The following is a 20904-nucleotide window of genomic DNA, read 5'->3' as shown; positions in this document are numbered from 1 at the left end:
TGTATCCGCGGTTCGCGCAGATACAGGACGTTTCAAATCGGCGGCGGGCAATCGGATTGCATGCTCCGATCGCCGGCATGCGCATGCGGCCCGCCGCGCGTGGAGCGCGGATCGTGCGATCAATCCAGCACGTGCTGCATCCGCTCGATCGCCGCCCGCGTCTCGCGTTCGAGCGCGGCGAACAGCTCGGCCGCCGGCAACTGCCGCACGAGCGGCGCCGCCTGCCCGGCCCACTGCGCGCCGTAGCCGAATTCGCCCTTTGCCTTCGCGGCTGCATGCAGCGCCTTGCCGGCGTCGTAGGCGATCGGGTACGCGGGCGTGGCCGGCGCCTGCGGGTCGTCACCGAGCGCGGTCAGCCGGTTCGCGATGCCGCGCGCGATCCGGCCGGAGATCGCGGCCGTGAACGTCGTGCGCCGTGCGGCGTCGCTCAGCAGCGCGCGGCGATAACCGTCGTCGATCGATGTCTCCGGGCACGCGACGAACGCCGTGCCGAGCTGCGCGGCCTGCGCGCCGAGCGCGAGCGCGGCGGCGATGCCCTCGCCGTCCATGATGCCGCCGGCGGCGATCACCGGCAGCGCGCATTCGCGCACGATCAGGCGCGTGAGCGCGAACGTGCCGAGGCGGTCGTCATGGGCGGTCGAATCGAACACGCCACGGTGGCCGCCCGCTTCGACGCCCTGCGCGACGATCGCGTCGATGCCGGCGGCGGCGATCCGGTGCGCCTCGTCGAGATTCGTCGCGGCCGCGAACAGCGTGACGCCCGCGCGCTTCAGCGCGTCGATCACGTCCGCGGACGGCAGCCCGAAATGGAAGCTGACGACGGCCGGCTTCTCTTCGACGAGCAGCGCCTGCATCGCGTCGTCCGCGACGAAGCTCGTATAGATCTCCGACAGCGAGGCGGGCGGCGTCGCGCCGTATTCGCGGAACGCCGGCGCGAGCCAGTCGAGCCACGCGCGTTCGACGGCCGCGTCGGCGCGTGCCGGCTGGTGGCAGAACACGTTGATGTTGAACGGCCGGTCGGTGAGCGCGCGCGTGTCGCGGATCATCTTGCGGGCGCCGTCGGCGTTCGTCGCGCCCACGCCGAGCGAGCCGAGCCCGCCCGCATTCGACACGGCGGCCGCCAGCGCCGGCGTGCTGACGCCGGCCATCGGCGCCTGGACGATCGGTATGCGCACGCCGAGTGTGCGCAACAGCGTCCGGTTGTCGGTCGATTGATTCATGTCGCTGGCCTCCTGCAAGATCCGCAATCGAAATGCTTCGACCGGATGCGGGCCGAAGCGTGAGTCGGGTTCGGACCGGTGCGCGTGGATCGTGCCTTGCGCGCAGCCGGTCGCATGAAAGTTCTGTCGAAAAAGGCGCGCAGCCGTGCGATGCGGTGTTTGCCTTCGCAGCGACGGTGTACGGCATCGCGCGTTGCGCGGCGCGGCACCTGCTGCTGCGCTCATGCTACGCCCGCCCGTGACCCGCGGGCCAGCGGCCAACGGCTATCGGCCGCGCGCCCAATGCGCGAGCCCCGCGCAAGCCGCCAGCAGCGCACCCGTCACGAAGAACACCGAATGCAGCCCGAGCGCGACGCCGATCTGCCCGCCGATCACCGGGCCGATCACCTGCCCGCTGAACTGGGCGGACTGCAGGTAACCGAGCATCTGCCCGGTCGCACGCTCGTCGACCGATTGCCGCACGAGCTTGCCGATCGACGGCAGCAACCCCGCGAGGGTCATGCCCATCAGCGCGCGCAGCGCGGCGAGCTGCCACCAGTGCGTGACGAACGCCTGCGGCACCATCGCGAGCGCGGTCAGCAACAGGCAGCCGATGATCACGTTCCAGCTGCCGATCCGGTCGGCCAGCGCGCCGAGCCGGGCGGCGGTCAGCATGCTGCCGAGCGCCGAGCACGCCATCACGACGCCGGCGACACGCGCGAGATGATCGCCGCCGACGCCGAGGCCGCCGATATAGACGGTGATGATCGGCTCGATCGACATGTTCGCGAGCAGCACCATCATCGCCGTCACCAGCAGCGCGGCCACCGCCGCACGATCCGTGCCGCGCGACGTGCCGGCCGTCGCGCTCGCGGTGCGCGGTTTCGCATCGGTGCCCGCGTGGAAATCCTCCTTCACGACGAAGATCGTCAGCAGCGCGGCGACGGCGATCATCGCGCCACCGGCGAAGAACGTGCCGCGAATGCCGAGCCAGCCCGGCAGCAGCCCGCCGACGAGCGGCCCGACCAGGTTGCCCGCGAGCGCGCCGGTCGACAGGATGCCGAGCGCCCAGCCCGCGCGTTCGCGCGGCGCCTGCGTGCCGACCATCACGGTCGATGCCGACGCGTAACCGCCGACGAGCCCCGCGAGCAGCCGCAGCACGACGAGTTCGACCACGTTGTGCGCGACGCCGATCAGCGACATCACGATCGCCATGCCGATCGCCGCGCGCACGAGCATCGGCTTGCGGCCGAAGCGGTCCGCGAGCCGGCCCCACAGCGGCGCGGTGACGGCCGTGCCGAGAAACGTCGCGCCGAATGCGACGCCCGACCACTGGATCACGGCCGACTGCGCGTCGACGCCGAGTTGCCGCACGTACAGCGGCAGGAACGGCAGCAGCATGCTCAGGCTGACGAGCGTCGTGAACGACCCGAACACGCAGACGGCGAGATTGCGCCGCCAGTAGCGCGCGTTGCGTTCGGCGTAGCCGGCGGCGGGCCGTTCGGCCCGTGCCGCGGCGGGGGCCTGCGAGATCGTGCTCATTCCGCCCTCGCCGTCGCGGTCATCGGTGCGGCAAACCCTTGCGCGACGATATTCGCCGGCAACGGCACGAAGGCGAAACGCGCCATGCCGATGCCGGACCCGGCGCGGCGCGCGCCGAACGCACCGGCGCGGGGCCGGCTGGAAAGCGCTCGATCCATGTTGACCTCCATTCGCTGAACGGGCGCCCTGCGCGTCCGTGGGTTGAAGGAAGTCTAGATTGAGCCGATTGCCGAGTGAATCGCCGTCACTCGAAAGCCATTCTTCCGCATCCCGGTTCAATCGCCGTCGGTGATGGCCGCCAGCCGCGCGAAGTGCTCGCGCAGGCGCGGCGCCGCGAAATCGACGAACGCACGCACCTTCGGTACGGAAAGGCGCCCGTAAGGTGTGACGAGATGGATCGGCAACGGCGCGTGTTCGCTGTCGCGCAACACGATCCGCAGCGTGCCGTCCCGCACCGGTTCGGCGACGTGATAGGAAAAGAGCCGCGTGACGCCGTGGCCGGCGACGGCCGACGCGACCGCGCCGCGGACCGTGTTGATGATGAAGCGCGGCGCGAACTGGACGACTTGCGGCAGCGCCGCCGGCGCGGACGGCGGGAAGCTCCACGAATCGAGGCCGAAATGCGTCATCGAGATGATCCGGTGCCGGGCGAGATCGGCCGGCGTCTCGATGGCAGGATGTCTGGCCAGGTAATCGGGCGACGCCACGACGACCCGCCGCACCGCGCCGACCGGAATCGCGACCAGCGTCGAATCGCTCAGGTGCGCGATTCGCAGCGCGACGTCCATGCCTTCGTCGATCAGGCTGACGGGACGGTCGAGCAACTGCAGGCGGATCGACACGGCGGGATGGCGTTCGATGAATTCGTCGAGCAGCGCGCGCAGCACGTCCTCGCCCGCGGCGACCGGCGCGGTGACAGTCAGCATGCCGCGCGGCGCCGAGCGTTCGTCGGCGACCAGCATGTCGGCTTCCTCGAGATCGGACAGGATGCGGCGGCACGCGGCGGCGTAGCGTTCGCCGGCTTCGCTGAGCCGGATCGTCCGGGTCGTGCGGTACAGCAGCGCGGTGCCCGTGTGCGCCTCGAGAAACGCGATCGCGCGGCTGATCGCCGCCGGCGACCGGCCGAGCTTGCGGCCCGCGCCCGCGAGGCTGCCTTCGTCCAGCGTGGCGACGAACACCTTCATCGCGTCGATTCGATCCATGGTTTGAGCGGGCCGGGTGCGAACGGCCGTGTAATGGGCGGCGGGCAAGCGAGCGAGCAGTCTACCGCACACCGACGCGATGCCCGGCTCCGGGGACACTGCACTTGCCGCTTTGGCCCTACAATGCGCAGGCGCAGAAACCGCACGAACGGCCGTCAGGGTGCCGCGTTCATCGAACGCGGCGTCCGACATTCAAGCGGTACCGCTGAATAACGAACCACAACCCACCAGCACTCATGAAAAGAAGAACATTTCTCGCGCTGCCCGCCGTGGCGGCGTCCGGCATGCTTGCCGGCTGCTCCAATTTCGGCCCCGTCACCAAGGCGTGGATGAGCGATTCGAAATACGACGAAACCTTGTCGACGTTCCTGATTACCGCGGACGGCAAACAGCTCGTCGTGCTCGGCAAGAAGTATCACTACATCTTCGAGATGCCGCCGAGCCTTGCGACGGTGCTCAACGCCCCCTATCGCCCCAAGATTCACACGGGGTTCAGCGATTTCGAGGCGCACGGCGACGCGATCACCGGTCAATACACGATGCGGCTGGACTATGCGGATGCGCCGACCGGCTCCGACGTGCGCGAGCGTGCGCTCGCGGACGGTTTCAAGAAGGACGGTGCCTACCTGGAGTCGGAAGGCAGGATCAGCGGCAAGCGCTATCTGCCGAACGATGTCACGTCTTCGTCGGTACCGCAGGCGTTCAATCGTCCGTACGAGGTCACGGTGACGGACAAGCTGACGGCTGTCGGCCGCGGCGCGAAGCTGGCCTTGTCGCCGATCGCGATGGCGGCCGATGGCGCGTTGGGCCTGCTCGGCCTCGCGCTGTTTCCGATCGCGCTCACCACCTTCATCATCGTGGCGAGTTGAGGTGCGGTCGGCGATGAAATCTCCTGTCCGAAACCTGTTCCGCATCGGCTGCGTGGCGGCCTGCCTCGCGTTCGCGCAACATGCCGCCGCCGAAAGCGACTGGGACGCCGCGCGCCATGTCCGTACCGACTGGGTGTTCGCGTCGATGAAGGAAAGCGACGTGCGGCCCACGCTCGATCGCGCGCTGAAGGACCAGGCGCGCTGGGCCGGCCAGCCCGGCAACGCACCGGATGCCGGTGCGTTCAGCTGCACGAAGCTCGCGCTGCCGCCGCCGTCCGCCGAAGCGCAGGCCGCGTTCGACGCGGCGCCGTCGTCGCGCGGCCGCGACGCCGACAAGGCCTACGCGAAAGCCGCATCGCTCGGTTCGTGGCGCGCGGCCGCGCGCCTCGCGAGCAGTTCGCTCGACGACGAGGATTGGGAAGGCGCGCAGCCGGCGATTGCGTGGCTGCTCGTTCATCACGTGCCGGCCGGCTACAACAAGCTCGCGGACGTATTGCAGGCGATGTCGGGCTACGACGGCGAAACGCCCGGCGAAGGCATGAGCGGGATGATCGCGTCGCTGCGCTGGCGCGCGGCGCGCGAAGGCGATCCGGTCGCGCAGATGGAAATGGCCGACCTGTTCGAGAAGCTCGGCCAGCCCGATCTCGTCACAGCGTTGCGCGCGTGTGCGACGCAGCAGAATCCCGCGCTGAAATGATGCGAGCCGGTATGCCGCCATGATGGGCGGTGTACCGGTTCGTGCGGTGACATTTGTCGCGACGTTGCCGCATCAGGCTTCGTACCGCACCGCGTGCGCTTCGGTGGGCAGCGGCGGATCCCAGCGCGGCAGCATCGCCTCGAGCGCGCGGTTCGTCAGCGACGTGTCGCGCCGCGCGTTGCGGCGCAACAACTCCGCGCGCGGCTGCTCGAGATAGACGAGCGTCACGTCGGCGCCGTACGCGAACAGCAGGTCGAGCGTCTTCTTGCGCATCAGCGGCGACAGGTTCGTCGCGTTCCACACGAACGGCCGCTTCTCCCGCAACAGTGCCTTCGCGGCGTCGACCGCACGGTGCGCGACGGCGCCCTCGTTTTGGCCATGGCGCAGCCCCAATGCATCGCGTGCATCGTCGAACGAAACGACGGGCAGCTCCGGATGATGCTGCGCGACCCACGTGTTCTTGCCCGACGCGGGCAGGCCCGACATCACGACGACCCGCGAGCCCGGCGTGCGGAACAGCGGATAGTCGGGATGCACGTCCGCGCCGCGAAAATAGCTGAGCGCGGTGTGCGCGTCGGCGAATGCGCGCGGCTGGCCATAACACCCCTCTTCCCGCGCCAGTTCGCGCAACAGTTCGATGTTGTCGAGCACGCGCTGCGTATCGCTGCAGATGCGCCCGCGCATATCGGCTTCGGCGAGCAGGCACAGCAGCGGCAGGCTCACCTGCCACGACAGTTCGCGCGCGATGAACTCGGGCGTGCCGCGGCGCGACCCGCTCATCGCGAAAAACGGCACCTGGTGCACGGCGATCATCCGGCAGATCGCCTCGCGCACCGCGAACGGCACGCCGGCATCCCACAGCGCGATACGCGCATCGATCGCCCCCTTGCGCGAGTGGCCGGGATGGCCGATCGCGCCGGTAACGGGATCGACGACCGTCGTGCGGTACTTCGCGATGTCGTGCAGCAGCGCGGCCAGGAACACGATTTCCTGGTCGGCGCGCGATGCGGCCTGATAACCGGGCAACGCGAGCAGCGCATCGATCACCATCGTCGTATGCGTCCACACGTCGCCTTCGCCGTGATGCGCCGGCTCCTGTGGTGTCGTCTTCGCCTGTTCGAGCGCGGGAAACGCCGCGAGGCACGCGCGGTAGTCCGGCTGCCGGCCGGGCGCCGGCACGAGTGCCTGCAGTTGTTCGTACTTCATGATCAAGACTCCTCTCGAAACGGCGCACGGCCGTTCCGCATTCATGGGTGCGCGCGCGTCGTGGCGATCGATCGCCACGTGACCGTCGGGCGCGGCGCATACAGGTCGACATCCGGCGCGAGCAGGTTCGGGATGAACGGCTGCTCCGAGTGATGGCACGCCGATTCGAGAATCGCCTGCACGAAATCGTGGCGGACCCACTTCAGGCGCGCGGTCGTCGTGTCGTCCGTCTCGACCTTCACGTAGAGCCCTTCCGCGCAGGCCGACTTGTCGCACTGCTGCCATGCGCGCGCGAGGTCGAGCCCCTGCCGCCGCACCGTTTCCTCGAACGCGCGACGCCAGTCCGGCGTCTTCGCGAGCGACGGGCCGAGCAGGGCCTTCAGGTCGGCGAGCCGCGCCGGCGCGATGCCTTCGTACAACACGGGCACCGACAGCACGGGCCCGTCGGCAAGCAGCGCACGACGCGCGCCCGTCGACAGGAAACGGCCCGTCGTGCGGTCGAACACGTCGAATTCGAAGAAGTGATGCGGCAGCGCGTCGTAGAACACCGCGTGCTTCTTGCTCATCGTCTCGCCGTACATCACGTAGCGATCGCCGAGGCGGTCGAGCAGCCAGCCAGCATGGGCGGCGGCCCACGTCTTCACGAAACCGAACTGCCGCTCGCGGCCGCCGCCGGCCAGATAGTGGCCGCGCGACTGCAGCAGCAGTTCGCCCGCCGGGCCGAAGCTGATGCCCGTGTTCGCGCCGTCGAGTTTTTCCTCGACGACGATGTGTGCGCCCGCGAGGGTGCGATAGGGAACGTGTTCGCGACCTTCGTCGCCGTCCTGCAGGCGCGAGCCTTCGAGATGCGGCGTGCGCGGGTAACGGGCGAGGTCGAGCGATTGCGCGTATGCGCGAAAATCCAGCGTCATGGTCTTTCTCCGGAAACAGGGGAAAAAGCCGACGACGTGAACGAACGGTCTGGTGTGCGTTGCGGTGTCAGTGCTTGTCCGGGCGCGTTCCTGCAGTCGACGTTCCAGCGCCGCGAGGCAGGCGGAAACGGGCAGGACGACACGCGGCCGGGACGGCAGTCGTCGGCGTATCAGGCGAAGGGACGAATGTTTGCGGGCACTTGGATCACCGGTTCGATGAGGGTTCAGGGATGAAGCAGGCGGATGCTACGAAACGGCTTTTGCACTGTCAAGCGCTGTCGGAACCCGCTGTTGCGACCGCCTGCATGCGTTGAATACCTGCTGTGGCGTGCCGCACGCGCCGTCGGCACGCACATTGTCAGGATATCTATATGTGTGTTTTTCGCCACATCGGGCGACGATTCGATGGGCAGCGCCGTGCTGCCCGCTTGCTGCGTCCGCTGCGTGCATGCTAGAGTCGCCGCCATTCCGATCAACCCCTCACTCGCAAGGAGAAGAACATCATGACGTCACGCCAACGCTCCTCCCGTCGCGGGTCGTAGTCCGGGTTTTTCGCGTCCGTCCGTTTCATCGTTCACGCCACGCAGCAGCACACCGTATCGCCGTCACGGCGATGAGCCGGGTCGTTCCGATCCGGTCGTGCCGCCCTCTTCCCGACTTCCGATGTCGGGCAGCGCATTCGAGCGCTGCCTGCGCCATGGCCCGCCGTTCTACCTTTTCATCGAACGGAAACCTCCATGGGCAATTCCATGCAATACCTGGGCGAGCGCGTCACCTTGTGCGCTTGCGCCACCACCTGGATCGAAGGTGAGGCCATCCGGCAGCTCGAACACGCTGCCACCCTCCCCGGCATGCGGCGTGTCGCCGGCATGCCCGATCTTCACCCCGGACGCGGCTACCCGGTCGGCGCCGCGTTCTTCTCGACGGGCCGGCTGTACCCGGCGCTGATCGGCGGCGATATCGGCTGCGGAATGGCGCTGTGGCAAACCGCGCTCGATGCGCGGCGCGTCAGCGCGTCGAAGCTCGCGAGCCGGCTCGGCTCGATCGACGCCACGCCCGATGCAAGCTGGCAGCCGCTCATCGCGGCCGCCGGGTTCGCGGATCACGCGTTCGCGGCATCGCTCGGCACGATCGGCAGCGGCAATCATTTCGCGGAAGCGCAGCGGATCGACGCGGTGTACGACGCCGATGCCGTCCACGCACTCGGCCTCGATCACGAGCGCCTGCTGCTGCTCGTGCACAGCGGGTCGCGCGGTTTCGGCCAGTCGATCCTCGAACAGCACATGCGCGAGCACGGCTACAACGGGCTCGACGACACGGATGCCGCATGCACGGCATACCTTGCGCGCCACGACGCGGCGTTGCGCTACGCGATCGCGAATCGCGACCTGATCGCGCGGCGCATGCTGGCGCGCTGGCGCAGCGACGGCCGGTGCGTGCTCGACGTGAACCACAACCTGGTGAGCCGCGCGCGCGTCGACGGCGAGCCCGGCTGGCTCCATCGCAAAGGCGCGACGCCGGCCGATGCGGGGCCGGTCGTGATTCCCGGGTCGCGCGGCGACTACAGCTATCTCGTCGCCCCCGTGCGGCCCGACGATGCGGCCAGCCTCGCGTCGCTTGCACACGGCGCGGGCCGCAAGTGGGCGCGCGGCGATTGCAAGGGGCGTCTCGAACGGCGCTTCACGCCATCGCAGCTCACGCGTACGCCGCTCGGCAGCCACGTCGTCTGCGAAGACCGCGAACTGCTGTACGAGGAAGCGCCGCAGGCCTACAAGCCGATCGACAGCGTCGTCGACGCGCTCGAGGCGGCCGGCCTGCTGCGCAAGCTCGCGCGGCTCGCGCCGGTGCTGACCTACAAGACGTCCGGGGAGGCAGGCCGATGCTGATGCAGATTTCTTCCGCGCACGGGCCGCTGGAGTGCCAGCTCGCCGCGGCCAATGCGTTGCGGCGCCTGCAGGCGGAAGCCGATGCGCAGCGCGTCGTCGTCACGGTGCTGGACGTGCAGCCGGGTGAACGGCCCGGCACGCTGCGCTCGGCGCTGCTCGATCTCGACGGTGCCGGCGCGCAGGCGCTGGCGGACCGCTGGACGGGCACGCTGCAATGGATCTGCGCGAGCCCGTACCGGTTGCGCCATCCGCGCAAGAACTGGTTCATCGGTGTCACGCGCTGCGCCGACGCGCAGCCGCTGCCGGACGGCGACGTGCGATTCGAAGCGATGCGTGCACGCGGGCCGGGCGGCCAGCACGTGAACAAGACGAGCTCGGCGATTCGCGCGACCCATGTCGCGACCGGCCTGTCGGTGCGCGTGGAAAGCGAGCGCAGCCAGCATGCGAACAAGCGCCTCGCGCTGCAGTTGCTGCAGGTTCGACTGCAGCAGGAGGCCGACCGTCACGCGTCCGACGCGCGCCGGCAGCGGCGGATGCAGCACTTTGCGCTCGAGCGCGGCAACCCCGTGCGCGTGTTTCACGGGGCGGCGTTCGTGCCGGCCGACTGAGCATGACGGCCCGACTGCCGGCGGTTGTTTCGCCGGCAGTCGCGCGACGGGCCTCATGGTTTTCCCGGCCAGCCGGTTGCGTGAGCGCGCCGGCGATTCCGGTGCACGACCGCACGCCACGCAGGCTGCACGGGCCTCTCGCACGGATGCCGGCTGCCGCGTGTTCCGCACCCTTTCTGCGCGGGAAAGGACGCTTGAAACATCCGCAATTATCACGTGCCGCGGATTTGCCCACCATGTGCCGGACGATCGGTACAGCCCGCCTGTCCGGCCCTTTCAACGGGCTTGCGGTGCCTGCCGCCACGTCGTGCGACCGGATGCATCGCGCCGGTCGCGAACGGCCGGGCCCCGCGCCACGGCGTACCGATAATCAGGAGACACGATGAACAGCCATTCCCTCGATCTCGGCGGCAACACGGGCGAACCCGCGCCCGCACGACCAGCGGCCGCCGCCGGCACTGGCGCCGCCGGGTCGGCCCTCCCCGCCCGCCGCGTCACGCTCGGCGATTTCATGGACGACCTGCCGGTCGGCGCATTGCACCGGTTCGTCGTCTGGGTGATCGGCATCGGGCTGTTTTTCGACATGTACGAGATCTTCCTCGTCAGCACGATCGGTTCCGCGTTGCAGAACGAATACGGGCTGAGCCGGCAGAGCACCGATTTCAAGCTGCTGCTGGCATCGGCGTTCATCGGCATGTTCGTCGGCGCGATGTGCCTCGGCAGCCTCGCCGACCGCATCGGCCGGCGCAAGGCCTTCCTGCTGACGCTCACGTGGTACAGCGCGTTCTCGCTGGTCGGCGCGTTTTCCGTGAACGCCGACATGCTCGTCGCGTGCCGGTTCCTGACCGGCATCGGCGTCGGCGCGATCTATCCGGTTGCCGACAGCTTCCTGTCCGAGATCCTGCCGAAGGAAAAGCGCGGGCGGCTCGCCGCGTGGGCCTATACGACTTCCTATGTCGCGGTGCCGCTCGTCGGTTTCCTCGCGCTGTGGCTGAATCCGCTGCACGTGGGCGGCGTGGCCGGCTGGCGCATCATCCTCGCGATCGGCAGCCTCGGCGCGGTGTACGTGCTGTTCGTCCAGCACCGGCTGCCGGAAAGCCCGCGCTGGCTGCTCGCACAGGGCCGCACCGCCGATGCGTACGCGGCATTGCGGCGTTTCGCGGAGGGCACCGGCGTGCGCGTGCCCGAGCAATTCGCGGAACCGGTCGAGCCGCAACGGCCGCTCGGGCTCGGCGAGCGTATCGCGCTGCTGCGGCGCGAGCCGTACGGCGCGCGCTACCTGATGCTCGCGATCTTTCATCTGTTCCAGGGCTTCGGTTATTACGGTTTCGGCACGCTGGCCGGCACGGTCGTGAAGAGCCGCGGCTTCGACGTGACGGACAGTACGCTGTTCATCGCGCTGTCGTTCATCGGCTATCCGGTCGGCTCGCTGCTGTCGATTCCGCTGCTCAACTGGATCGAGCGCCGCACGCTCGTGATTGCGTCGATCCTGTCGATCGCGGCGTTCGGGCTGTGTTTCGCGTACTCGGGCCAAACCGTGCTGATCGTCGGCTTCGGGTTCCTGACGACCTGCGCGTCGAACGTGTTCAGCAACGCGTACCACGTGTACCAGGCGGAGATTTTTCCGGCGCGCGTGCGTTCGACGGCGATCGGCAGTACCTATGCGCTGTCGCGCATCGTCAGCGGTGCGCTGCCGTTCGTGTTGCTGCCGGTGCTCGGCGGTTACGGCGCGGGCGCGATGTTTGGCGTGATCTCGGTTGCGCTCGGCATTGTCGCCGTCACGCTGCGCGTGCTCGGGCCGCTGACGACGCGGCGCAGCCAGGACGAGATCAATCCGGTTTGAGCGCGTGTCGATGCGGGGCGCGGGAACGCGTTCACGCGTCGTTCCTGATGCTTCGCCGATGGCCGGGGTATCGGTCGCCCGGCGGCCCACGGCAGGCGGTCGTGTTTCCCGCATACGGTTACGGTCACGTAACGCTCGTATGCGTCGACCGCTGGCACGCGAAATCCGAAGCGAGATGCCCGGCGATCGATGGTTCTGCCCTTCACTGCGCGCCGTCTCGGCAAGGGCCCTGCGATGCCATGTCCGCTCGGGAAACGACGACCGTGAATTCGATCCCGGATTCAAAATCCAGTGTCGTGGTCGAGAAGCGCGGATCGCCATCGAGATAGTGCTTGTACGGTCGAACGGCGTCCTCGGCCGTGTACATGTTGTCGGCCAGGACGATCGACCCCGGGCGCAGCAGGCGCTCGATCTGCGTGAACAACTTCAGGTAGGCGTCGGCCCAGACGTCGATGAATACCATGTCGAAGTGGCCGTCCAGTTCGGCAACGGTCTCGAATACGTCGCCCTCCCGGATGTCGACATGGGCGTCCAGGCCCGCCGTGCCGACGTGATCGCGCAATCGGGCGCACTTGAGCGCATCGCGTTCGGTCGCGATGACCACGCCACGGCCCAACGTGCGCAGTGCGTCGGCGAAATACAGCGTGGACACGCCGCATGAGCTGCCGAGTTCGAGGATGCGGGCCGGCCGTTGCGAGAGCACCATGTTGCGCAAGAACCCGCCCGTTTCCGGCGACACGGCCAACGATAGCCGGCTGCCTTCCGGGGAGTCGAAGTCGTCGGTGAACAGCCCGAACGTTTCGAGAAACCGCCCCCGCAGACGGGGGGCGATCGCTTCGTATTCCTCTGCCAACGACAGAAGCTCCTCGTTCGATCCCGGGAACTGCGCGCGGGCACGGGCGATGATTTCGGTCCGGCTCTCTTCGTGGAGCCGTCGCAGAAGAACGGCGGTGGATGAAGCCATGTGTGTTCCTTGACGAGATTGATCACGTCGACGATGTATCCGGCCGCGCCTCTTGCGCCAGGGTTTCGGCGCGGCCGCTCGATATCGGCGACACGCGGAGGTTGTCATGCGATTCGGGCGAGCGTGATGGCGCGCTCGGGGCACGCGGTCACACATAGTCCGCATGACCGGCACGCATGCGCGTTCGGCGTGTAGGCGACTTTCATGCCGTGCACGCGCAGCTTCAGGCGATGCATCAGGCCGAGGCCGACGTAATCGGCCGGGTCGATGCGTCTGACCTCGAACACGTTTTCAGGGCAAATCGCAACGCAATCCGCTTTGCCTTCGCAACGTTTCAGATCGACGACCGGCGCGATCACGCCCGGTTGCTGTTTGCAGTCGCCCGTGGATTTTTCGCGCACGTTCACGCTCCCGTGGGCCGGTCGCCGCCGGAGCGCCACGCGTTGCGGAAATGCTCGCGTTCCTCGGGCGTCATCGATTCCCACTTGCGCCAGTGGCGCCGGCCGCGCCAGCCGTGGTGTCCGCGGAAGCCGCCGAACAGGATGCGGCTCAACACGAGCAGGCCCAGCGCCCGGGCGAAATCGATCGTGCGGGCACCGACGAACAGCGCCGGCATCACCCAGTTCCACAACATCATGACGACCCATCCGAGCACGCCTATGGCGATCAAGACGAGCACCGCCTTGCCCGCGCATCTGATTCGAAAATTCATTTGTCGACTCCTCTAGATATTGTCCAGTTCGTCATGAATGAGCTGCAGCCGTGCACGCAGATGCAAGACCGCATAGCGTTTGCGCGCGAGCAGCGTATTGAGCGCAACGCCGCTTTGCGTGGCCATCTCCTTGAAGGAACGGCCCTCCAGTTCGTGCGCGATAAACACCTCGCGCTGATTCGCCGGCAGCTCGTCGAGCGCATCCTGCAAGGCTTCGAGCAGGAGCGTGCGCGCGTAGACGGCTTCGGGGCCGGCATCGTGCGCCGGCAGCACGAGATCCAGCCGGTACTCGCTGTCCGCGTCGTCGTCGGCCTCGGACAGATCGGTCAGCGGCTGCTCCTTCCTCTTGCGAAAGCGGTCGACGATACGGTTGCGCGCCGCGCGGAACAGCCACGCGCTCGCCTGTTCGATGGGCGCCGGAAGCCGGTAAGCCTGGACGAATTCGTGAAACACGTCCTGAAGGATGTCCTCGGCATCGTCCGGATCGCGAATCCGACGCCGGATGAAGCTCACCAGCCTCGTTCGTTCACGCATCACTATCGCGGTGATGTCGCGGTCTGGGTCGGTCATGTGCGTGAAGTGGGTGGCGATTCCATGCACCTGAAGACGTTTCAGGCGCGGGAATATTGTGGCGAGTGCGAAAAATGACTGCTCAACGGGGCGGCTTCAACGGAGAGATCGGTTACACCGCCCATCCAGCAGGCGGGAATGTGTCCGGCCCGACGGTCATCGCCGACACGAGCGGGAACGGCGTAACGATAGTGCAAGGAACGAACCCGCGACGGCAAGGCGAAGCATGCGCTTCGCGGCGGCGACGTGTGCGGGCACCGGCGTGTGCGGCAGGCACGGGCGTTGCCGCGGCCAGACAGGAGCGCGCGCGCCGTGCTCGCGACTGTCGGCTGCATCCGGGCCGCACTATGCGCCGGCTGTTCGCGGTCGTCCGCCGGTCGGTCCGGCGCGGCTGCTACGAATCGCTTCCCGCAACGGCATCTGCTTCCCGCGACGGCGAGCCGAACGCGCCCTGACGATCGCCCTTCCCCGAAGCCGCACCGCGACCATTCCCGCCAGCTTGCAGGCGGGCCTCAACGCGCCGACATGAAATCGAACAGCTTCGCGATATCGGTCGTCAGCACGGTTCCGGCCTTCACGCCGACCCACAGCGTGCGCGTCGCCCACGCATCGTCGAGCTTCACGACCCCGAGCCGCGCCGCGCGCTCGCCGGTCACCGCGTCGCGCGGCAGGATGCCGATCCCGAGCCCGGCCTCGATCATCCGGCTCACGCCATCGAAATTCGATACCTGGATCCGCAGCTTCAGCGAGCGCTCGACCGCGAACGCGGCGTCGGTCATCCGCGCGAGCAGCGAACTGCCGTCGCTGAGCCCGACGTAGTCCTCGTCGAGCGTGTCCGCGAAGCGGATGCTGTCGCGCGCGGCGAACCGGTGCGTGCGCGGCACGAGCAGCACGAGTTCGTCGCGGCGGTACAGCCGCCGTTCGATACCGGGAGCCGGCACGTTGTCGGCGAACACGCCGAGATCGGCCTTGCCGGACGCGAGCGCGTCGACGATTTCGTGGCTCAAACGCTCCTCGAGGCTGACCTTGATACCCGGATTGTCGGTGAGGAACGCCGCGAGATCGGCGGGCAGGAACTGGACGATCGCGGACGTGTTGGTCCACACATGGATGTGGCCACGCACGCCGGCGACGTAGTCGCTCATCTCGTGCGCCATCCGGTTGACCTGCTCGATCACCTTCGCCGCATGGTCGAGCAGCGCGCGGCCCGCGGGCGTCAGCTCGACACCGCGCGCATGCCGGACGAACAGCGCGCTGCCCGTCACGCTTTCGAGCTCGGCGATGCGCTTGCTGACCGCGGACAGCGTGAGCTGGCCATGCTCGGCCGCTTTCGTCAGGCTGCCGTGCTCGGCGACGAGCGCGAACACGCGCAGCGATTGCAGATCGAAATGAAGCGGGTTCACCATGTCGTGGGTCCTGGGGAGGCCAGGCCGGTGCTTGCCGTCAGCGCGGCGGCCTGACGCCGATCATACGCCCGGCCGTCCCCTCGCGACACGGTGCACGACGACGCAAAACGGCGCCTAGCGCGGCGCGATCGACTGCAACGCGGCGAGCATCGCACCGTCCGGCTTCGCGAGATCGTCGAGCACGTCGAAGTGCCGCATGCCGGGGAGCCCGACGTGGACGATCCGTTCGCCTGCCGCTTCGCATGCCGTCGCATAGTCGCGTGCCTGCCGGACGAGTTCGGGCAGCTCGGCATCGCCGACCGCCACGACCGTCGGTGCGCCGGGCCCGACATGGCGCAACGGGCTGTACGCGTCCACTTCGCGCGCGCTGAGCTGCAGCTTGTCGTTCAGGACGCACAGCGAGATCGGTTCGAGATCGACGAGCGGGCTGATCGCGAGCGCCGACACGACGGCCGGATGCGCGCGGTACACGGCCGTCAGGTGGCCGCCCGCCGAATGGCCGCCCAGGTGGATCGGCCGCCCGGCGGTACCGATTGCGTCGGGGTCGTTCGCCAGGTAGTCGAGCAGCGCACCGATCTCGCCGACGATGCCGGTCATCGTCGCGACCGGCGCCAGCGTGTATTCGGCGAGTATCACGTCGAAACCGCGTGCGAGCGGCCCGCTCGCCGCGTACGCGAAATCCTCTTTCGCGCAGTGCTGCCAGTAGCCGCCGTGAATGAACACGAACAGCGGCGCATCCGGCCGACCGCACGACAGCCAGTCGAATCGCTGCGCGGGCTGCGCACCGTAACGCAGGTCGCGCCGGCCGCGCGTCGTGTCGTAGAGCGCCGCACTGCGCGCCTGCATCGACGCCAGCAGCGCCGGGAAATCGGGTACCACCTTCGTGTTCAGATAGGCGGCGTCGAGGGCCGCGCGGTCCATGCCGCGATAGAGGATCGTCATCGGAATCGTTCGGGTCGGGTTGCGGAAGCGCGGACGCAGGCGTTGCGTCCGGTGCGAAGGCGGCTTCTCAGTCGCCGAAGCACGCATTATCCGCAGCGCGGCACTGGCCGGCTATCCGGAATCGGCGAGCGCGGAAACCGGCTGTCCGTTTTCGGCGGCAGATCGACGCGGCAGGAGGCCGCACCGGTACGATCCGGGCCGCATGCGCGATGGCACGAGATGCCCGACGATGCGCCGGCGGTCGGATCGAGTCAGATCAGCTCGGAGATCTCGATCAGGTTCAGGTCGGGATCGCGCACGTAGACCGAGCGGATCTTCCGCGTCGCGCCCGTGCGTTCGACGGGCCCTTCGACGATCGGCCATTCGACGCGCTTCAGGTGCGCGATCACGTCGTCGAGCGGCACCGACGCGATGAAGCACAGGTCGAGCGCGCCAGGCACCGGCACATGCGCTTTCGGTTCGAACTCCGCGCCGCGCACGTGCAGGTTGATCTTCTGGTTGCCGAAGCGGAACGCGATCCGGCCGGCCCCGAAGGTTTCGAGCTGCATCTGCAGCACCTCGGTGTAGAAATGCGTCGTCCGGTCGGGATCGACGCAGGTCAGCACGAGATGGTCGAGGTGGTCAATCAGTGCCATGAGGTTCGCTCCGGTTGGTCGTTCACGAGAAAGCGCGTTGCGCGGGCATGTCGCCGGCGTCGGCGCGCGGCGGCGGATGAAGGTCCGAGCGGCGCCCGGCCTTCAGGATCTGGCTCGGCACGTCATGGCCGATCAGCGCCGGCAGCCGTGCCGACGCGGCCAGCACGGCCGCGAGATCGACGCCCGTATCGTAGCCGTCGAGTTCGAGCATGTGCACGAGTTCCTCGGTGCACGCGTTGCCGGTCGCGCCCGGCGCGTACGGGCAACCGCCGAGGCCGCCGAGCGATGCGTCGAAGCGGTCGATACCGGCGTCGAGTGCCGCGAGCGTGTTCGCAAGCGCCATCCCGCGTGTGTTGTGGAAGTGCAGCGTGAGCTGCAGCGCGCCGAAGCGCTCGCGCGCACGTGCCGACAGCTCCCGCACTTGCGACGGAAATGCCATGCCCGTCGTATCGCACAGCGTGAAGCCATGCACGCCGAGATCGGCGAAACGCTGCATCCACGCGAGCACGCCCTCGGCCGCGACGTCCCCTTCCATCGGGCAGCCCATCGCGGTCGACAGCGAGACGTTGATGGCGACACCCGTGCCGCGTACCGCGTCGATCACGTCGCGCAGCTGCGCGAACGATTGCTCGCGCGTCATCCGCAGGTTCGCGCGGTTGTGGCTTTCGCTCGTCGACATCACGAGGTTCACTTCGTCGACGCCGCACGACAGCGCGCGCTCGGCACCGCGCACGTTCGGCACGAGCACCGTGTAGACGACGCCCGGTGCGCGCGCGATGCCGTGCATCACGGCCTCGGCGTCGCGCAACGCGGGGATCGCCCTCGGCGACGTGAACGACGTGACCTCGATCTTCGCGTAGCCGCAGGCGCTCAGCGCGTCGACGAGCGCGATCTTGTCGTCGGTGTCGACGAATGCCGCTTCGTTCTGGAAACCGTCGCGCGTCGCGACTTCGTGGATGTAGAGCCGTGTGCGTTGCGCGCTCATGTCGTCGTCTCCTGGTTCGGGTTCAGATCACGCCGCGCGTGCGCCAGTCGCCGCGCGTCGCCGCATCGATGCCGAGCGTTTCGAGTACCGCGTCGGTATCCGCGCCCAGCGCGGGCGCCGGGCGCTCGATGCGCCCGGGCGTCGCACCGAGCTTCGGCACGATGCCGGGCACGAGCACGGGCGTGCCGTCGGGCAGCGCGGCATCGACGAGCATGTCGCGCGCGCGGTAATGCGGATCGGCGGCGATGTCGGCCACGTCGTAGATGCGCCCGGACGGGATGCGCGCGTCGTTCAATGCGGCCAGCACCGCGTCGAGATCGTGCCGCGCGCTCCACGCGCCGATCGCCGCGTCGATGCGTTCGACCTGCGCGACGCGCCCGTCGTTGTGCGCGAGCGCGGGATCGTTGCCGAGATCGGGCCGGCCGATCAACTCCATCAGGCGCCGGAAGATGCTGTCGCCGTTCCCGGCGATCAGTGCATACCGGCCGTCGCGGCAGCGATATGCGTTGGTCGGCGCGATGCCGGGCAGGCTGCTGCCGGCCGCCTCGCGCACGGCACCGAACGCCGAGTATTCGGGCAGCAGGCTTTCCATCATGTTGAATACCGACTCGTACAGCGCGACATCGACGACCTGCCCCTTGCCGCCCTGCTGCTCGCGATGCCGCAGCGCGAGCAGCACGCCGATCACGCCGTGCAGCGCCGACAGCGAATCGCCGAGCGAGATGCCGACGCGCACCGGCGTGCGGCCCGGCTCGCCGGTCAGGTGCCGCAGGCCGCCCATCGCCTCGGCGATCACGCCGAAGCCGGGCCGGTCGCGGTACGGGCCCGTCTGGCCGAAGCCCGACACGCGCAGCATCACGAGCCCCGGGTTGATCGCGGACAGCGCGTCCCAGCCGAGCCCCCAGCCCTCGAGCGTGCCCGGCCGGAAGTTCTCGATCAGCACGTCGGTTTCCGCGACGAGGCGGCGTACCACGTCCTGCCCTTCGGGCGTGCGCAGGTCGAGCGTCAGCGAGCGCTTGTTGCGCGACTGCGCGGCCCACCAGACCGACGTGCCGTCGTGCAGCAGCCGCCATTTGCGCAGCGGGTCGCCGAGCGCGGGCGGCTCGACCTTGAGCACGTCCGCACCGAATTCGGCGAGCATCCGGCCCGCGAACGGGCCGGCGATCAGTTGTCCGAGTTCCAGCACGCGGATGCCGTCGAGGGGCCGTGTCATGGTTGTCTCCGATGAAAGCGTGTTGTCGATGACGGCGATCATGACGGCGTTCCCGTCCGGCGAAAATCGATCGATGCTCAACCAGCCTTTCCGAAACGGAAAGGCGTGCGCCGCGTCCGTTCACAAATGCGGTGCGCCAGCCTTTCCATCCGGGAAAGCGCACTCGCGCAACGGTCAAACGACGGCCCGCGTGCCGCCGGCAGAATCGAACCCGTTCCGCGCCCGCCCCGGGCGCCTGCCAGCGAGGCCCGCCATGTTTTCCGTTTCCTCTCCCGCGACGATCGTGTTCCTCGACCGCGCGACGCTGTCGCCGCAAACCGTGCTGAAGCCGTTCCCGTTTCCGTACGTGTTGCGCTCGTTCGAGCGGACGGCCGCGCACGAAGTCGCTGCACGCATCGGCGACGCGGACATCGTCGTGACCAACAAGGTGCGGCTCGACGCAGCGGCGCTTGCCGACGCGCGGCGCCTGCGGATGATCGCGATCGCCGCGACGGGCACCGACATCGTCGATCTCGACGCGTGTGCCGCGCACGGCATCGTCGTGAGCAACATTCGCGGGTATGCGGTCCGCACGGTGCCCGAGCACACGTTCGCGCTGATCTTCGCGCTGCGCCGCAGCCTCGTCGCGTACCGCGACGCGGTGCGCGCGGGGCGCTGGCTCGACAGCGGGCAGTTCTGCTTCTTCGATCATCCGATTCGCGACCTGACCGGCTCGACGCTCGGGATCGTCGGCGACGGCGTGCTCGGGCGCGCGGTGGCCGGCATCGCGCGCGCGCTCGACATGCGGGTACGGTTCGCCGCGCACGGCGATGCGTCGGGGGACGACTACGCGCCGCTCGACACGCTGCTTCGGGACAGCGACGTGATCACGCTGCACTGTCCTCTCACGCCGGCGACGCGACACCTGATCGACGCGGCCGCGTTCGCGCGGATGGCACGCCGGCCGTTGCTGATCAATACCGCGCGCGGCGGGCTCGTGGATGAAAACGCGCTCGTCGACGCGTTGCAGTCGGGGCAGATCGCGGGCGCCGGGTTCGACGTGGTCACGCAGGAGCCGCTGCCGGCCGCGCATCCGTTCCACGCGATCCTGTCGCATCCGGCCTTCATCCTGACGCCGCACGTCGCGTGGGCGAGCGACGAGGCGATGCAGGCGCTCGCCGATCAGCTCGTCGACAATGTCGCCGCGTTCGTCGAGGGCGCTCCGACGCATGTCGTGTGATGCGCAGCCGCGGGGATCGTTTCGACGGCTCTACGAGAAAAGCCCCGCTCGATTGCTCGAAGCGGGGCTTTGGATCGGGAGTTGCTTACGCCGGTGACCCGGCACGTAGCGGGTTTGTGCATCGGGTTCATGCATCCGCGCTGTCTTGCAGCGGGTTTCTGAATGCCTGACGAGCGCTACGTCAGGGAACTCGGGCCGCCGATGCTGCAGGGCCGGCCTGACGCTGGTCGGGCCGCGCACTGGATCTCGCCGGCTTTGGCTGCGGCGCACCACCCGACGCGCTGATCCCGACCCG

General features: G+C 68.4%; 21 protein-coding genes. 6 read left to right on the top strand and 15 right to left on the bottom strand.

Annotated features, from left to right (window positions below):
• Positions 1-119: 119 nt before the first annotated feature.
• The 4 genes from AB3K92_RS31415 to AB3K92_RS31400 all read right to left on the bottom strand — a co-directional run bounded on the left by AB3K92_RS31415 (position 120) and on the right by AB3K92_RS31400 (position 3943).
• A complete protein-coding gene (locus AB3K92_RS31415) occupies positions 120-1220 on the bottom strand; it encodes a nitronate monooxygenase family protein (protein ID WP_193094324.1) in 1101 nt (366 codons plus the stop codon).
• 264 nt (positions 1221-1484) lie between these two features.
• Positions 1485-2741, bottom strand: a complete 1257-nt coding sequence (locus tag AB3K92_RS31410) for an MFS transporter (RefSeq protein WP_021159603.1) — start codon at positions 2739-2741, stop codon at positions 1485-1487.
• Positions 2738-2911, bottom strand: coding sequence for a hypothetical protein (locus tag AB3K92_RS31405; protein WP_369466539.1), 174 nt, complete (start codon positions 2909-2911; stop codon positions 2738-2740). The genes AB3K92_RS31410 and AB3K92_RS31405 overlap by 4 nt, the downstream gene beginning before the upstream one ends.
• Before the next feature lie 105 nt (positions 2912-3016).
• Positions 3017-3943 (bottom strand): LysR family transcriptional regulator, encoded by a 927-nt coding sequence (locus tag AB3K92_RS31400; protein WP_059488503.1) that lies wholly within the window; start codon positions 3941-3943, stop codon positions 3017-3019.
• A 236-nt stretch (positions 3944-4179) separates the two neighbouring features.
• On the opposite strand from AB3K92_RS31400, the gene AB3K92_RS31395 reads away from it, so the two are divergent.
• Both AB3K92_RS31395 and AB3K92_RS31390 read left to right on the top strand, forming a co-directional pair.
• The gene (locus AB3K92_RS31395) at positions 4180-4812 is read left to right on the top strand and encodes a hypothetical protein (protein WP_059488505.1); all 633 of its coding nucleotides are present in this window, start codon (positions 4180-4182) and stop codon (positions 4810-4812) included.
• A 13-nt stretch (positions 4813-4825) separates the two neighbouring features.
• Entirely contained in the window at positions 4826-5509 is a 684-nt protein-coding gene (locus AB3K92_RS31390) for a hypothetical protein (protein ID WP_059653143.1), read from the top strand.
• Between the two features lie 72 nt (positions 5510-5581).
• On the opposite strand, the gene AB3K92_RS31385 is transcribed toward AB3K92_RS31390, so the two are convergent.
• Positions 5582-6715 carry an AAA family ATPase gene (locus tag AB3K92_RS31385; RefSeq protein ID WP_369466538.1) on the bottom strand — a complete coding sequence of 378 codons (1134 nt, stop codon included), beginning with the start codon at positions 6713-6715 and terminating at the stop codon, positions 5582-5584.
• Between the two features lie 41 nt (positions 6716-6756).
• Positions 6757-7626, bottom strand: coding sequence for an RNA ligase family protein (locus AB3K92_RS31380; protein ID WP_369466537.1), 870 nt, complete (start codon positions 7624-7626; stop codon positions 6757-6759).
• 737 nt (positions 7627-8363) lie between these two features.
• Here AB3K92_RS31380 and AB3K92_RS31375 point away from each other — a divergent pair.
• From AB3K92_RS31375 to AB3K92_RS31365, 3 genes are all read left to right on the top strand, one after another.
• Positions 8364-9512 (top strand): RNA ligase RtcB family protein, encoded by a 1149-nt coding sequence (locus AB3K92_RS31375; protein WP_059653156.1) that lies wholly within the window; start codon positions 8364-8366, stop codon positions 9510-9512.
• The gene (gene prfH / locus AB3K92_RS31370) at positions 9506-10120 is read left to right on the top strand and encodes a peptide chain release factor H (RefSeq protein WP_021159612.1); all 615 of its coding nucleotides are present in this window, start codon (positions 9506-9508) and stop codon (positions 10118-10120) included. Before AB3K92_RS31375 ends, prfH begins: the two co-directional genes overlap by 7 nt.
• A 382-nt stretch (positions 10121-10502) precedes the next feature.
• Complete coding sequence (locus AB3K92_RS31365; RefSeq protein WP_369466536.1) at positions 10503-11963, top strand: MFS transporter; 1461 nt, start codon at positions 10503-10505, stop codon at positions 11961-11963.
• Positions 11964-12165: 202 nt separating this feature from the next.
• Here the strand turns inward: AB3K92_RS31365 and AB3K92_RS31360 are convergent, their stop codons facing one another.
• The 9 genes from AB3K92_RS31360 to AB3K92_RS31320 all read right to left on the bottom strand — a co-directional run bounded on the left by AB3K92_RS31360 (position 12166) and on the right by AB3K92_RS31320 (position 19390).
• Positions 12166-12927, bottom strand: a complete 762-nt coding sequence (locus AB3K92_RS31360) for an O-methyltransferase (RefSeq protein ID WP_175892493.1) — start codon at positions 12925-12927, stop codon at positions 12166-12168.
• Between the two features lie 104 nt (positions 12928-13031).
• Positions 13032-13328 carry a 4Fe-4S binding protein gene (locus tag AB3K92_RS31355; protein ID WP_369466535.1) on the bottom strand — a complete coding sequence of 99 codons (297 nt, stop codon included), beginning with the start codon at positions 13326-13328 and terminating at the stop codon, positions 13032-13034.
• Positions 13329-13330: 2 nt separating this feature from the next.
• A complete protein-coding gene (locus tag AB3K92_RS31350) occupies positions 13331-13639 on the bottom strand; it encodes a hypothetical protein (protein WP_021159616.1) in 309 nt (102 codons plus the stop codon).
• 12 nt (positions 13640-13651) lie between these two features.
• Positions 13652-14209, bottom strand: coding sequence for an RNA polymerase sigma factor (locus AB3K92_RS31345; RefSeq protein WP_059488520.1), 558 nt, complete (start codon positions 14207-14209; stop codon positions 13652-13654).
• Positions 14210-14721: 512 nt separating this feature from the next.
• On the bottom strand, positions 14722-15615 hold the full coding sequence (locus AB3K92_RS31340; protein ID WP_021159618.1) for a LysR family transcriptional regulator: 894 nt from the start codon (positions 15613-15615) through the stop codon (positions 14722-14724).
• 114 nt (positions 15616-15729) lie between these two features.
• Complete coding sequence (locus AB3K92_RS31335; protein WP_021159619.1) at positions 15730-16557, bottom strand: alpha/beta hydrolase; 828 nt, start codon at positions 16555-16557, stop codon at positions 15730-15732.
• Between the two features lie 251 nt (positions 16558-16808).
• Positions 16809-17192 carry a VOC family protein gene (locus AB3K92_RS31330; RefSeq protein WP_027787387.1) on the bottom strand — a complete coding sequence of 128 codons (384 nt, stop codon included), beginning with the start codon at positions 17190-17192 and terminating at the stop codon, positions 16809-16811.
• Between the two features lie 22 nt (positions 17193-17214).
• On the bottom strand, positions 17215-18177 hold the full coding sequence (locus tag AB3K92_RS31325) for a hydroxymethylglutaryl-CoA lyase (RefSeq protein ID WP_192387383.1): 963 nt from the start codon (positions 18175-18177) through the stop codon (positions 17215-17217).
• 22 nt (positions 18178-18199) lie between these two features.
• On the bottom strand, positions 18200-19390 hold the full coding sequence (locus tag AB3K92_RS31320; protein ID WP_059488553.1) for a CaiB/BaiF CoA-transferase family protein: 1191 nt from the start codon (positions 19388-19390) through the stop codon (positions 18200-18202).
• A 253-nt stretch (positions 19391-19643) separates the two neighbouring features.
• Here AB3K92_RS31320 and AB3K92_RS31315 point away from each other — a divergent pair, with 253 nt between their 5' ends.
• Complete coding sequence (locus AB3K92_RS31315; RefSeq protein ID WP_124923930.1) at positions 19644-20609, top strand: D-2-hydroxyacid dehydrogenase; 966 nt, start codon at positions 19644-19646, stop codon at positions 20607-20609.
• Positions 20610-20904: the final 295 nt, after the last annotated feature.

Origin of the sequence: Burkholderia sp. Bmkn7 (genome assembly GCF_041103175.1) — a bacterium.
Taxonomy (GTDB): Bacteria; Pseudomonadota; Gammaproteobacteria; order Burkholderiales; family Burkholderiaceae; genus Burkholderia; species Burkholderia cepacia.
The sequence above is the reverse complement of the archived record's forward strand: the minus strand, read 5'-3'. Positions and strand labels throughout refer to the sequence as shown.